This window comes from Citrobacter sp. CF971 (assembly GCF_006385635.1).
GTDB classification, from domain to species: domain Bacteria; phylum Pseudomonadota; class Gammaproteobacteria; order Enterobacterales; family Enterobacteriaceae; genus Citrobacter; species Citrobacter freundii.
In genome coordinates this window covers 2,010,709-2,023,010 of sequence record NZ_CP041051.1, presented here as the reverse complement: position 1 = coordinate 2,023,010, position 12,302 = coordinate 2,010,709, and the positions used below count along the sequence as shown (strand labels likewise).

General features: G+C 50.2%; 14 protein-coding genes and 2 pseudogenes. 11 read left to right on the top strand and 5 right to left on the bottom strand.

Annotation, left to right across the window (positions count from 1 at the left end):
- Positions 1-176: 176 nt before the first annotated feature.
- The 3 genes from arsC to E6P06_RS13145 are packed head-to-tail and all read right to left on the bottom strand — an operon-like array spanning position 177 to position 2,269.
- Positions 177-602 carry a glutaredoxin-dependent arsenate reductase gene (gene arsC / locus E6P06_RS13155; RefSeq protein ID WP_003030760.1) on the bottom strand — a complete coding sequence of 142 codons (426 nt, stop codon included), beginning with the start codon at positions 600-602 and terminating at the stop codon, positions 177-179.
- A 12-nt stretch (positions 603-614) separates the two neighbouring features.
- Positions 615-1,904 (bottom strand): arsenic transporter, encoded by a 1,290-nt coding sequence (locus E6P06_RS13150; protein ID WP_071684642.1) that lies wholly within the window; start codon positions 1,902-1,904, stop codon positions 615-617.
- Between the two features lie 44 nt (positions 1,905-1,948).
- The gene (locus tag E6P06_RS13145) at positions 1,949-2,269 is read right to left on the bottom strand and encodes a transcriptional regulator (protein ID WP_003030762.1); all 321 of its coding nucleotides are present in this window, start codon (positions 2,267-2,269) and stop codon (positions 1,949-1,951) included.
- An 85-nt stretch (positions 2,270-2,354) separates the two neighbouring features.
- Here E6P06_RS13145 and arsH point away from each other — a divergent pair, with 85 nt between their 5' ends.
- Positions 2,355-3,053, top strand: a complete 699-nt coding sequence (arsH, locus tag E6P06_RS13140) for an arsenical resistance protein ArsH (protein WP_139935309.1) — start codon at positions 2,355-2,357, stop codon at positions 3,051-3,053.
- 112 nt (positions 3,054-3,165) lie between these two features.
- Here arsH and E6P06_RS13135 read toward each other — a convergent pair.
- Positions 3,166-3,372 (bottom strand): annotated as a pseudogene (locus tag E6P06_RS13135) (hypothetical protein); the annotation flags it as partial.
- 69 nt (positions 3,373-3,441) lie between these two features.
- On the opposite strand from E6P06_RS13135, the gene E6P06_RS13130 reads away from it, so the two are divergent.
- Positions 3,442-3,684: a DinI family protein gene (locus tag E6P06_RS13130; RefSeq protein ID WP_003840850.1), complete on the top strand. Its 243-nt coding sequence runs from the start codon at positions 3,442-3,444 to the stop codon at positions 3,682-3,684.
- A 174-nt stretch (positions 3,685-3,858) separates the two neighbouring features.
- Entirely contained in the window at positions 3,859-4,368 is a 510-nt protein-coding gene (locus E6P06_RS13125) for a DedA family protein (protein ID WP_139935307.1), read from the top strand.
- A gap of 135 nt (positions 4,369-4,503) precedes the next feature.
- Here the strand turns inward: E6P06_RS13125 and icd are convergent, their stop codons facing one another.
- Entirely contained in the window at positions 4,504-5,754 is a 1,251-nt protein-coding gene (gene icd, locus E6P06_RS13120) for an NADP-dependent isocitrate dehydrogenase (protein WP_003841892.1), read from the bottom strand.
- A 202-nt stretch (positions 5,755-5,956) separates the two neighbouring features.
- On the opposite strand from icd, the gene rluE reads away from it, so the two are divergent.
- The 8 genes and pseudogenes from rluE to E6P06_RS13080 all read left to right on the top strand — a co-directional run bounded on the left by rluE (position 5,957) and on the right by E6P06_RS13080 (position 12,182).
- Positions 5,957-6,574 carry a 23S rRNA pseudouridine(2457) synthase RluE gene (rluE, locus tag E6P06_RS13115; RefSeq protein WP_003841891.1) on the top strand — a complete coding sequence of 206 codons (618 nt, stop codon included), beginning with the start codon at positions 5,957-5,959 and terminating at the stop codon, positions 6,572-6,574.
- 34 nt (positions 6,575-6,608) lie between these two features.
- The gene (locus E6P06_RS13110) at positions 6,609-7,541 is read left to right on the top strand and encodes a hypothetical protein (RefSeq protein ID WP_139935306.1); all 933 of its coding nucleotides are present in this window, start codon (positions 6,609-6,611) and stop codon (positions 7,539-7,541) included.
- Positions 7,542-7,550: 9 nt separating this feature from the next.
- The gene (locus tag E6P06_RS13105) at positions 7,551-8,012 is read left to right on the top strand and encodes an NUDIX hydrolase (RefSeq protein ID WP_016150068.1); all 462 of its coding nucleotides are present in this window, start codon (positions 7,551-7,553) and stop codon (positions 8,010-8,012) included.
- A 53-nt stretch (positions 8,013-8,065) separates the two neighbouring features.
- A complete protein-coding gene (gene mnmA, locus E6P06_RS13100) occupies positions 8,066-9,172 on the top strand; it encodes a tRNA 2-thiouridine(34) synthase MnmA (RefSeq protein ID WP_003832402.1) in 1,107 nt (368 codons plus the stop codon).
- A 34-nt stretch (positions 9,173-9,206) separates the two neighbouring features.
- Positions 9,207-9,848 (top strand): high frequency lysogenization protein HflD, encoded by a 642-nt coding sequence (gene hflD, locus E6P06_RS13095; protein ID WP_003841885.1) that lies wholly within the window; start codon positions 9,207-9,209, stop codon positions 9,846-9,848.
- 3 nt (positions 9,849-9,851) lie between these two features.
- Positions 9,852-11,222: an adenylosuccinate lyase gene (gene purB / locus E6P06_RS13090; RefSeq protein ID WP_044711951.1), complete on the top strand. Its 1,371-nt coding sequence runs from the start codon at positions 9,852-9,854 to the stop codon at positions 11,220-11,222.
- A 120-nt stretch (positions 11,223-11,342) separates the two neighbouring features.
- A pseudogene (locus E6P06_RS27975) lies at positions 11,343-11,486 on the top strand (SOS response-associated peptidase family protein); the annotation flags it as partial.
- Positions 11,487-11,642: 156 nt separating this feature from the next.
- Complete coding sequence (locus E6P06_RS13080) at positions 11,643-12,182, top strand: cytochrome b (protein WP_044711949.1); 540 nt, start codon at positions 11,643-11,645, stop codon at positions 12,180-12,182.
- The last annotated feature ends 120 nt before the right edge of the window (positions 12,183-12,302 follow it).

Below are 12,302 nucleotides of genomic sequence, written 5' to 3'. Positions count from 1 at the left end.
AGTTTTGGGGAAGAGTTTTCGCCAAGAATCCAAGTTTTTCACGCCAGCGCATTCAACACACTACCACTAATGGCAAGCCTCGATGGTAAAGCTGTTGCTGCCGCAGAGGTCCGATTTGAGCGAAAACCGGATGCCCGCATAGCGTGAACAGACATCCGGTATTTTGAAGTGGCAGATTACTTAATCTGCTTACCCGTTTCGTCAATGACCTTCTCGCCATCCTCTTTGGTAAACGCTCCTTTCTGACCTTCCGGTAGAATATCCAACACTATTTCTGAAGGGCGGCAAAGACGAGTGCCAAGCGGCGTAACGACTACCGGCCGATTAATCAGGATCGGATGTTGAAGCATGAAATCAATCAACTGCTCATCACTAAATTTCTCTTCATCAAGACCCAGGTGTTCATAAGGCTCAACATTCTTACGCAGTAATGCACGCACCGTAATTCCCATATCTGAAATAAGTTGAATCAGCTCATCACGGGTCGGTGGCGTATCGAGATAATAAATTATCGTTGGTTCGTTGCCGCTGTTACGGATCATCTCCAGCGTGTTGCGAGAAGTGCCGCAGGCAGGGTTGTGATAGATGGTAATGTTGCTCATATCTGTATCTCATTACAAAGTGATGGAGAGCCGCAACGCCAGCGCGGCCAGAGTGACAAACAGCACGGGCAGAATCATGATAATACCCGTACGGAAGTAATATCCCCAGGTAATCGTTATATTTTTCTGGGCAAGCACATGCAGCCAAAGCAGGGTTGCCAGACTGCCAATCGGGGTGATTTTCGGACCTAAATCGCAGCCAATCACGTTGGCATAAATCATTGCCTCTTTGACGATGCCAGTCGCCGTGCTCCCGTCAATCGCCAGTGCACCAATCAGCACCGTCGGCATATTGTTCATCACCGACGACAGGAACGCGGTCAGGAAGCCGGTGCCGAACGTTGCTGCCCATAACCCCTTTTCTGCCAGTAGGTTCAGCACGTCAGACAGATACTCCGTAAGCCCTGCATTGCGCAGGCCATAGACCACCAGGTACATACCCAACGAAAAAATAACGATCTGCCATGGTGCACCGCGGAGGACTTTTCCGGTGTTGATGGCATGACCTCTTTTCGCCACTATAAACAGTATTGCTGCGCCACTAGCCGCTATCGCACTGACCGGGATCCCCTGAGGCTCCAGAACAAAGAAACCGACAAGCAGCAATAACAGGACAATCCAGCCCGCCCTGAACGTTGCCGGATCCTTTATCACACTGGCAGGCGTCTTCAACAGCGAAACGTCATACGTCGCCGGAATGTCCCTGCGAAAGAAGAGATGCAGCATGACCAGAGTGGCCGCAATCGCTGCCACATCTACGGGGATCATAACGGAGGCATACTGCGTAAAGCCCAGACCGAAAAAGTCCGCCGAGACGATATTCACCAGGTTAGAAACAATTAGCGGCAGGCTGGCCGTATCTGCAATAAATCCTGCGGCCATGACAAACGCCAATGTCGTGCCCCGGCTGAATCCCAGTGCGAGCAGCATCGCAATTACAATCGGCGTCAGGATCAGCGCAGCGCCGTCATTGGCAAACAACGCAGCAACAGCGGCACCAAGCAAGACTATCCAGGTAAACAAAAGGCGGCCACGTCCGTTACCCCAACTGGAGACGTGCAGTGCGGCCCATTCAAAGAAGCCGGACTCATCGAGCAACAGGCTGATGATAATGACCGCAATAAATGCCGCTGTCGCGTTCCAGACGATATTCCAGACAACGGGAATATCTGCGATATGAATGACTCCGGTTCCCAGCGCCAGCGCAGCTCCGATACTCGCGCTCCAGCCAATACTCAGGCCTCTGGGTTGCCAGATCACCAGTACCAGCGTCAGTAAAAATATACTCCCTGCCAAAAACATTTCAGACTCCGTTATATATGATTATGTAAATATGTTCTCCTGCCTCAGCAGGAGGTACAGGCCGACTTTGCCAACCATTCCCGCACATCCTCCCGAAGGCACAGCCAGGATGTCGTGATTGTCTCAGCGGCCCACGCCGGAATATGAGGTGACAGACGATAGTGGATCCATTTCCCTTCCCGACGATCAAGAACAAGCTTTGCCTCACGCAGGACGGCCATATGGCGTGATATTTTGGGCTGTGATTCGGCGGTAGCTGCACAGATATCGCACACGCACAGTTCTCCGGACTCCCGCAGAAGCATGACAATGGCGAGCCGTGTTTCATCTGACAGGATTTTGAAAAGCTGAACAGGTTGTAGCATTTTTCTCTCCGTTCCCTTTAGAATACACATATGGTAAATCATATGTATCAACTTTGAAATCATCAGCTCTCTCTGGAGGAGAAAAATGGAACAATTTCCTGCCTTGAATACTAAATGCTTTGATCAACACATCGCTGAACGCCTGAACGTGCAGGAGCCACCACGGATTCTGATCCTGTATGGTTCAGTGAGAGAGCGCTCCTACAGCCGCTTTGCCGCGGAGGAAGCCGGTCGCCTGCTGACGGCGATGGGCGCGAAAGTGAAACTGTTTAACCCCTCCGGTTTACCCCTGCCGGATGATGCGCCGGACACGCATCCCAAAGTCACCGAGCTGCGCGGTCTGGTCAGATGGTGTGATGGGATGGTGTGGAGTTCTCCGGAACGGCACGGTGCTATGAGCGCAGTCATGAAGGCGCAGATTGACTGGATACCCTTAAGTGAAGGAGCGATTCGTCCTTCGCAGGGCAAAACACTTGCGGTAATGCAGGTCTGCGGCGGTTCACAGTCCTTCAATGCCGTGAACCAGATGCGTATACTTGGTCGCTGGATGCGGATGTTTACGATCCCCAACCAGTCCTCTGTAGCCAAGGCATGGCAAGAGTTCGACGAAAACGGACGAATGAAACCTTCTTCATGGTATGACCGCATCGTCGATGTAGCCGAGGAGCTGTTTAAAATCACTCTGCTGCTTAAGGGACAAACCAGTTATCTTGCAGATCGTTACAGCGAGCGAAAAGAGAGCCATCAGGAGCTTTCATCCCGTGTCAATCAGGACAAAATATAACGTATGTTCTTCGTGAATCCATACTGCATGAGTTTAACAATGTCCGCTTTGGCAGATTGATTATGCCGGATGATCTCTAAATGTGAATGGCACGATTATGCGGGCTACTTACAATTGCACATATCAGCAATGAGCCATCGCAGGCAGTAAGTGACGCATCCACAACAAACAGCACCCCCTGAAGTATTCCTTCCCAGAAATGTGAACGCGATGCCCGCATAAAATAAGTCGCTGCGGGCTGGCTGATTAGTTGCTGGTCGAGGGAGATTCGTGTTTCAACATAATCTGCCGCAGGTGAAGGAAAGCCCATGTTTATGCCCTCTCTTGAATACCGGATAAAAACACAGTATAAATACTGTATATCCATCCAGCAAAGAGGCGATAAGCAATGTTCGTGGAACTCGTTTATGACAAAAGGAATTTTGATGGTCTGCCCGGTGCAAAAGATATCATTCTGGGCGAATTGACCAAGAGGGTTCACCGAATTTTCCCCGACGCTGATGTCCGGGTTAAACCGATGATGACATTGCCGGCGATCAACACTGACGCCAGCAAGCACGAGAAGGAACAGATAAGCCGTACTGTCCAGGAAATGTTTGAAGAGGCTGATATGTGGCTGGTTTCAGATTAAGTGCGTTCGATTCATCTTCCTTTACCCTATCCCGCTCAACTGTATTCTGCTGCTATACGCAGATAGCTGTCACAGCCGGGATTAAGTGCAGCAGTCAGTAATTCATCTGTGTTGAGGCCTGATTAAGCCGTATCGCGGTTAAATAGCCAAGGAACCTTAACTGGAGAAGCATTGATGGGGTGGGTAAACGCGTTGATGAGCCATTTCGCGCTTCATCCTTTCAGCCTGTGGGGCCTGCTTTTTGGAATAGCATTCGCAAAATCTACGTTCCTCATTTCAGCTGTATTACCGCCAGCATCTGTTATGTTGGTTGCTGTAATTTCCGTCGGCAAGGCGACTATTGCGCCATGGGAAGCGGGAATTGCTGTAATGATTGGCGCATGGTGCGGGACAATTGTTAATTATCACCTTGGAATGATGATGGGACATCTACCCTGGCTGGCACGCATCATGTCGCGTCATGCCGATACAGTAGTACGGGTTCGACGCCGGTTGCAAAACAGTTCTGTACCGATACTTTTTACTTCGCGCTTTATTGCCGTGCTGCGTTACATTGTGCCATTAGTTGCTGGAATGTTGCATCTTCATCCAGTGAAAGTGTATGCAGTCAGTCTGATCTCTGCGGCGACCTGGTCAGCGCTTTATGTCGGAGGCTTTAGTCTCGTTTTGCCTTTTTTTAGCTAAACCAAACATAAATAGACCACAACAAGCCCTGATCCCCCTAGGTACTGGGCGGATAAAATGACAGGGAAAGAATTTATCAGGCACAAAAAAACGGGAACCAACCGGCTCCCGTTCTCATACAACCCAGAATGTGGATTACATATTTTCGATGATCGCGTCACCAAACTCTGAACATTTCAACAGCTTAGCGCCATCCATCAGACGTTCGAAGTCATAGGTTACGGTCTTGGCGTTAATCGCGCCTTCCATACCTTTAACGATCAGGTCAGCCGCTTCGGTCCAACCCATGTGGCGCAGCATCATTTCTGCAGACAGAATGATAGAACCTGGGTTCACTTTATCCTGACCTGCATACTTCGGTGCAGTACCGTGGGTTGCTTCGAACAGTGCGCATTCGTCACCAATGTTTGCACCCGGCGCGATACCAATACCACCAACCTGTGCGGCCAGCGCATCGGAGATGTAGTCACCGTTCAGGTTCATACAGGCAATCACGTCATACTCAGCCGGGCGCAGCAGGATCTGTTGCAGGAACGCATCGGCGATAACATCCTTAACTACGATCTCTTTACCGGTTTTCGGGTTCTTGATTTTCACCCATGGACCGCCATCGATCAGTTCGCCACCAAATTCTTCACGCGCTAACTGATAACCCCAGTCTTTGAACGCGCCTTCGGTGAACTTCATGATGTTGCCTTTGTGTACCAGGGTAACTGAATCACGATCGTTGGCGATGGCGTATTCAATCGCTGCACGTACCAGACGTTTAGTCCCTTCTTCAGAACACGGTTTGATACCAATACCGCAATGTTCCGGGAAGCGTATTTTCTTCACACCCATCTCTTCGCGCAGGAATTTAATCACTTTCTCAGCATCGGCAGAGTCAGCTTTCCACTCGATACCCGCGTAGATATCTTCGGAGTTTTCACGGAAGATGACCATATCGGTCAGTTCAGGGTGTTTAACCGGGCTTGGTGTACCCTGATAATAACGCACCGGACGCAGGCAGACATACAGGTCAAGTTCCTGACGCAGAGCTACGTTCAGAGAGCGAATACCGCCGCCAACAGGAGTGGTCAGAGGGCCTTTAATGGCAACACGATATTCACGAATCAGATCTAAGGTTTCAGCAGGCAGCCAGACGTCCTGGCCATAAACCTGAGTGGATTTCTCACCGGTGTAGATTTCCATCCAGGAGATTTTACGCTCGCCTTTATAGGCTTTCTCGACAGCAGCATCGACAACTTTGATCATCGGTGGGGTTACATCAACGCCGATACCGTCGCCTTCAATGAACGGGATAATCGGATTTTCAGGAACGTTGAGTTTGCCGTTTTGCAGGGTGATCTTCTTACCTTCCGCCGGAACAACTACTTTGCTTTCCATTCACCTCTCCTTCGAGCGCTTCTGGTTCTGCTCGTCTGTCATCGCGCTGCATGTGCGTTTGCGTCCTGCTGCACGAATGCGTTAGAGCAATTTTTTGTTAATGTTTTGTAATGAGCATGTCAATACTACCCTAATGTTCGCCGCCATGAAAGACACTCGTTCTTAGGCTATAATGCGGCAATTGATATAATCTGAAAATACCATGCAAAAAACTTCTTTTAGAAATCACCGGGTTGAGCGATTCAGCTCACGACAAGTCACTAAGCAGCGTAAAGAAAACCAGCCAAAACGCGTGGTTTTGTTCAATAAACCCTACGATGTTTTGCCACAATTTACTGACGAGGCTGGCAGAAGCACGTTAAAAGATTTTATTCCCTTGCCGGGAATTTATGCGGCGGGCCGACTCGACCGGGACAGCGAAGGGCTTTTGGTGCTGACCAATGACGGCGCACTGCAGGCGCGGTTAACGCAACCCGGTAAGCGTACCGGGAAAATTTATTACGTCCAGGTTGAAGGCGAGCCGACAGCAGAAGCGCTGGACGCCCTGCGTACCGGAGTAACGCTCAATGATGGTCCCACGCTACCCGCAGGCATTGAGGTAGTAGAGGAACCCGTATGGCTGTGGCCGAGAAATCCGCCGATTCGGGAGCGGAAAAATATCCCCACCACCTGGCTGAAAGTCACCTTATATGAAGGCCGCAACCGCCAGGTTCGCCGTATGACAGCACATGTTGGATATCCTACGCTGCGTCTCATTCGCTATGCTATGGGGGATTACACGCTGGATAATCTCGCCAACGGCGAGTGGCGGGAGCTCTAGCATCAGGCCTTTACAGCGCCATTAACAAGGAAGAATGAAAGAAATGGACAAACGACTCATCGCGCCACTCATTCTGTATGCCGTATCGCCATTGGGTTATGCCGCGCAGAATTGTGAAGCGACAGCAGGTATCGCGGCAGGCGCGGCTGATTATCTCTATGAAACCGCTCAGGTAAAAACAACCTCCCGACTACACTTCAACTCCGCACCAGATGTTGAATGTCAGCTCCCTGCTTTCCTGGTCAACGGCAATACGGTAGAGGTGTTAAGAGAAGCGCGATCGGCCCAATCAGCAGACGCTCCCGTTCATACTTTTCGCTATGTTCGATACCGTGATGCCAAAGGCATGTTCGCCACAGGCTGGGTCGCGGCTGAAGGTCTGGTACCTCTGACGACTCCCTTATCCGTAAATCCGGCCTGTAAGAAATGGGCGCACAAAGAGATGCCGCAACGCGAAAGAATGCCCCCCGTTGCTGATAATCATTATCAGGTTACAGGCAACGATCGCGCCTGGTTTTATACCATGCCAACGGAACAGTGCCGCAGCCAGTCCGTTTTTTTGGTTCCCGGCGACATTATTTCCACACAAGAGCAGTCAAAAGATGACTTTATTGAAGCGGTTTATTACACCGCCGATCGCCATATCGTACGCGGCTGGTTGAAAAAGTCACAACTCCAGTCTTTAAACAGCGGTGATAACTACCGCTATGATATCAATCCATTATCGACAGACGAAGCTACACGAGTCGCGACCCTCAGCCTACGCCCGGACTATCAATGTATTTTTTATGAAAGCTGGAATGCTAAAAAGGCCATTGAGATTATCGTACGCGAGGATCATCAAACTGCATTGTGTCGCGGAGGGGCCGACCCACAAACGTCGCCTCCTGTGGCTTATATCAGTATCGACAAGACCAGCGGTGAAATTAGTTGGCCAGATGTTGCCGAAGGTTTTGCTGAGGAATAAGGGGGAAACATGTTCAAACCGCACGTCACGGTCGCCTGCATTGTGCATGCAGAAGATAAATTCTTAGTCGTTGAAGAAACGATCAATGGCAAGGCCTTGTGGAATCAACCCGCAGGACACCTGGAAGCCGACGAAACGCTGGTGCAAGCCGCAGCACGCGAACTATGGGAAGAAACGGGCATTAAAGCACAGCCACAGCATTTTGTTCGTATGCATCAATGGATTGCACCGGACAGAACGCCCTTCTTGCGTTTTCTTTTCTCTATCGAGCTTGCCAATATGTGCGCTACTGAACCCCATGATAGCGATATTGATTGCTGTCGTTGGGTCAGCGCAGAAGAGATTTTCTCTGCGCCAAACCTGCGTTCGCCGTTGGTTGCAGAGAGTATTCGCTGTTACCAGAGCGGCCAGCGCTACCCGCTGTCCATGATCGGTGAATTTAACTGGCCATTTACAGAGGGTGTCAAGTAAAGGGCTGCGTGCTAGAATATGCCGCCTTGAAGTTCAATGTTGTGAGTATTCCTATGTCTGAAAGCCCAAAAAAAGTGATCGTCGGCATGTCCGGCGGTGTCGATTCCTCCGTTTCTGCCTGGCTGTTACAACAACAGGGCTATCAGGTAGAAGGCCTGTTCATGAAGAACTGGGAAGAGGACGATGGCGAGGAATACTGCACAGCGGCAGCCGACCTTGCGGATGCACAGGCTGTCTGTGACAAACTCGGCATTGAACTGCATACCGTCAACTTTGCCGCAGAATACTGGGACAACGTCTTTGAACTGTTCCTTGAAGAGTACAAAGCGGGTCGTACGCCGAACCCGGATATTCTGTGCAATAAAGAAATTAAGTTTAAAGCCTTCCTTGAGTTTGCCGCCGAAGATTTAGGTGCCGATTACATCGCCACCGGTCACTACGTGCGTCGCGCAGATGTCGACGGCAAAAGTCGCCTGCTGCGTGGGCTCGATGGTAATAAAGACCAAAGTTATTTCCTCTATACGCTCGGCCATGAGCAAATCGCGCAAAGCCTGTTCCCGGTCGGTGAACTGGAAAAACCACAGGTGCGTAAAATTGCCGAAGACCTTGGTCTGATTACGGCCAAGAAAAAAGACTCCACCGGCATCTGCTTCATTGGCGAACGTAAGTTCCGCGAGTTTCTTGGTCGCTACCTGCCGGCTCAGCCAGGCAAAATCATCACCGTTGATGGTGAAGAGATTGGCCAGCATCAGGGGCTGATGTACCACACTCTGGGTCAGCGTAAAGGTCTGGGTATTGGCGGAACGAAAGAAGGGACAGAAGATCCATGGTATGTAGTGGATAAAGACGTAGAGAACAACATTCTGGTTGTCGCTCAGGGTCATGAACATCCACGTCTGATGTCTGTTGGCCTGGTGGCGCAACAGCTGCATTGGGTCGATCGCGAACCGTTCACTGGTACCATGCGCTGTACGGTGAAAACCCGCTATCGTCAGACCGACATTCCGTGCACCGTTAAGGCACTGGATGCTGAGCGTATTGAAGTCATTTTCGACGAGCCAGTCGCGGCGGTTACGCCGGGTCAGTCGGCTGTCTTTTACAATGGCGAAGTGTGCCTCGGCGGCGGCATTATCGAACAACGGTTGCCTCTGCCTGTATAATTACTTACACATTTGATACAAGGAAGCAGTGAACGTGGCAAAGAATTATTATGACATCACCCTCGCCCTGGCAGGCATTTGCCAGTCGGCACGCCTGGTGCAAGAACTGGCGCACCAGGGGCATTGTGATGCCGATGCATTACACGTTTCACTGAACAGTGTCATCGACATGAATCCCAGCTCTACGCTGGGCGTGTTTGGCGGCAGCGAGGCCAACTTGCGTTTGGGGCTGGAAACAATGCTCGGCGTACTTAACGCCAGCAGTCGCCAGGGACTGAACGCTGAACTCACTCGTTACACGCTAAGCCTGATGGTGCTGGAGCGTAAGCTGTCAGCGGCCAAGGGCGCTATGGACACGCTGGGAGACCGTATCAGCGGCTTGCAGCGCCAGCTGGACCATTTTGATTTGCAGTCAGAAACGTTGATGAGTGCGATGGCTGGCATTTATGTTGACGTCATCAGCCCACTCGGCCCGCGTATTCAGGTCACGGGTTCCCCGGCCATCCTCCAGAGCCCGCAGGTTCAGGCTAAAGTACGCGCTTCGCTGCTGGCTGGCATCCGTGCTGCCGTGCTCTGGCATCAGGTTGGTGGAGGCCGTCTGCAACTCATGTTTTCTCGTAATCGCCTGACGACTCAGGCAAAACAAATTCTTGCTCATTTAACCCCGGAGTTGTGATCTATGGAATTATCCTCACTGACCGCCGTTTCCCCTGTCGATGGACGCTACGGCGATAAAGTCAGCGCGCTGCGCGGGATTTTCAGCGAATACGGTTTGCTGAAATTCCGCGTACAGGTTGAAGTACGCTGGCTGCAAAAACTGGCCGCGCACGCAGCGATCAAGGAAGTTCCTGCTTTTGCTGCCGACGCAATCGGTTTCCTTGATGCGATCGTCGCTAACTTCAATGAAGAAGATGCTGCGCGTATCAAAACCATTGAACGTACGACCAACCATGATGTGAAGGCAGTTGAGTATTTCCTGAAAGAGAAAGTAGCGGATATCCCGGAACTGCACGCCGTTTCCGAATTTATCCACTTTGCGTGTACCTCAGAAGACATCAACAACCTGTCTCACGCGCTGATGCTGAAAACCGCACGCGACGAAGTGGTTCTGCCGTACTGGCGTCAACTGATTGATGGCATCACCGCGCTTTCAGTTGAATATCGCGATATTCCTCTGCTCTCCCGTACTCACGGCCAACCTGCCACCCCATCAACAATGGGCAAAGAGATGGCAAACGTGGCGTACCGCATGGAGCGTCAGTATCGCCAGCTCAACCAGGTTGAAATTCTTGGTAAAATCAACGGTGCCGTGGGTAACTATAACGCCCACATTGCCGCTTACCCGGAAGTAGACTGGCATCAGTTTAGCGAAGAGTTCGTCACCTCGCTGGGTATCCAGTGGAACCCCTACACCACGCAGATTGAGCCGCACGACTACATTGCCGAGCTGTTTGATTGCATCGCCCGCTTTAACACCATTCTGATCGATTTCGATCGCGACGTCTGGGGTTACATTGCGTTGGGTCACTTCAAGCAGAAAACTGTCGCGGGTGAAATCGGTTCTTCCACCATGCCGCATAAAGTTAACCCCATCGACTTCGAAAACTCCGAAGGTAATCTGGGTCTGTCCAATGCGGTTCTGCAGCACCTGGCGAGTAAACTGCCGGTTTCCCGCTGGCAGCGTGATCTGACAGACTCTACCGTTCTGCGTAACCTGGGTGTGGGTATCGGCTATGCGCTGATCGCCTATCAGTCCACGCTGAAGGGTGTGAGCAAACTGGAAGTGAACCGCGATCATCTGCTGGATGAACTGGATCATAACTGGGAAGTTCTGGCAGAGCCGATTCAGACCGTGATGCGTCGCTACGGTATTGAGAAGCCGTACGAGAAGTTGAAAGAACTGACCCGCGGCAAGCGCGTTGACGCCGAAGGTATGAAGCAGTTTATCGATGGTCTGGCACTGCCGGAAGAAGAGAAAACTCGCCTGAAAGCAATGACGCCTGCCAATTATATTGGCCGCGCCATCACCATGGTTGATGAACTGAAGTAATCAGCAACTCCCCAGATGCTGAACAGAAGCCGGATAAGCGTAAGCGATTCCGGCTTTTTATCACCCGCTACATTATCCCTTCCCCCCCCCCCAAATTTGCCCCAAAAAAGTAACAATCTATGGTGGTCTAAGCTGCTACTAATTTATGCACGATCTGAAACTGCAGCCACCCGCAGAATGTTTAAACCACTCTGGCAGCATGGCCGCGCAATTTTCTTTGCTGATGGCTGCTACGAATGGGAAAATGAAGGCAACAAGAAACAGCACGGACTGCCGGAAAGGACCCGTAAGTGATAATAATTATCAAAACGTTCACGTGGGGTCATTGGAATAACAATTTCTTAATCTCTCACCGAAAATAAGGATTTGTTAAGCTTCATGCTTTATGGTTGATGCAACACACCCTTTGAGGAAATAATAATGATGAAATTCTCAAAACTTCAGATTCGCTTACACTGGCTGACTCTGATGTTAATAGCGATAACCTATGCAGCTATGGAGCTACGCGGCTGGTTTCCTAAAGGCAGCAACACCTACCTGCTCATGAAAGAAACACATTACAATGCTGGGGTATTTGTCTGGTTTTTAATGATAATACGATTAATTATTAAACATAAGTATCATGACCCAGACATCATTCCGCCCCCACCGACCTGGCAGATGATGGCTGCTAAAATAATGCATATCCTGCTATACATTTCTTTTTTGGCTCTGCCATTATTAGGTATTGCAATTATGGCTTACGGTGGGAAGGACTGGAGTTTCTTAAGTTTTAACATTGCACCTTTCGTTACTCCTGACGGGGAAACAAAATCACTTATTAAAGATATTCACGAAACACTGGCAAACGTCGGATACTTTTTAATCGCAGCGCATGCAGGTGCAGCGTTATTTCATCACTACGTCCAGAAAGATAACACTCTTTTGAGAATGATCCCTGACTGTAACGATAAGAAATAAATACAAATTTTAATGTTTAACATTACAGTAGGCACTCAGTGAATGCCTACTGTAATCCTGGAGAATTGGTATCGCGCCTTTTGGTAGTTCTTTAGTGCGATCAATGGCTAATTCAACTCT

Excerpts from the sequence above, each read along its gene's own strand:
- arsH (WP_139935309.1), top strand. The coding sequence starts at position 2,355 with ATGGAACAATTTCCTGCCTTGAATACTAAATGCTTTGATCAACACATC.
- E6P06_RS13130 (WP_003840850.1), top strand. The coding sequence starts at position 3,442 with ATGTTCGTGGAACTCGTTTATGACAAAAGGAATTTTGATGGTCTGCCC.
- purB (WP_044711951.1), top strand. The coding sequence starts at position 9,852 with ATGGAATTATCCTCACTGACCGCCGTTTCCCCTGTCGATGGACGCTAC.
- arsC (WP_003030760.1), bottom strand. The coding sequence starts at position 602 with ATGAGCAACATTACCATCTATCACAACCCTGCCTGCGGCACTTCTCGC.
- icd (WP_003841892.1), bottom strand. The coding sequence starts at position 5,754 with ATGGAAAGCAAAGTAGTTGTTCCGGCGGAAGGTAAGAAGATCACCCTG.
- E6P06_RS13110 (WP_139935306.1), top strand. The coding sequence starts at position 6,609 with ATGAAAGAAATGGACAAACGACTCATCGCGCCACTCATTCTGTATGCC.
- mnmA (WP_003832402.1), top strand. The coding sequence starts at position 8,066 with ATGTCTGAAAGCCCAAAAAAAGTGATCGTCGGCATGTCCGGCGGTGTC.
- E6P06_RS13105 (WP_016150068.1), top strand. The coding sequence starts at position 7,551 with ATGTTCAAACCGCACGTCACGGTCGCCTGCATTGTGCATGCAGAAGAT.
- E6P06_RS13145 (WP_003030762.1), bottom strand. The coding sequence starts at position 2,269 with ATGCTACAACCTGTTCAGCTTTTCAAAATCCTGTCAGATGAAACACGG.
- E6P06_RS13150 (WP_071684642.1), bottom strand. The coding sequence starts at position 1,904 with ATGTTTTTGGCAGGGAGTATATTTTTACTGACGCTGGTACTGGTGATC.
- E6P06_RS13125 (WP_139935307.1), top strand. The coding sequence starts at position 3,859 with ATGGGGTGGGTAAACGCGTTGATGAGCCATTTCGCGCTTCATCCTTTC.
- E6P06_RS13080 (WP_044711949.1), top strand. The coding sequence starts at position 11,643 with ATGATGAAATTCTCAAAACTTCAGATTCGCTTACACTGGCTGACTCTG.
- rluE (WP_003841891.1), top strand. The coding sequence starts at position 5,957 with ATGCAAAAAACTTCTTTTAGAAATCACCGGGTTGAGCGATTCAGCTCA.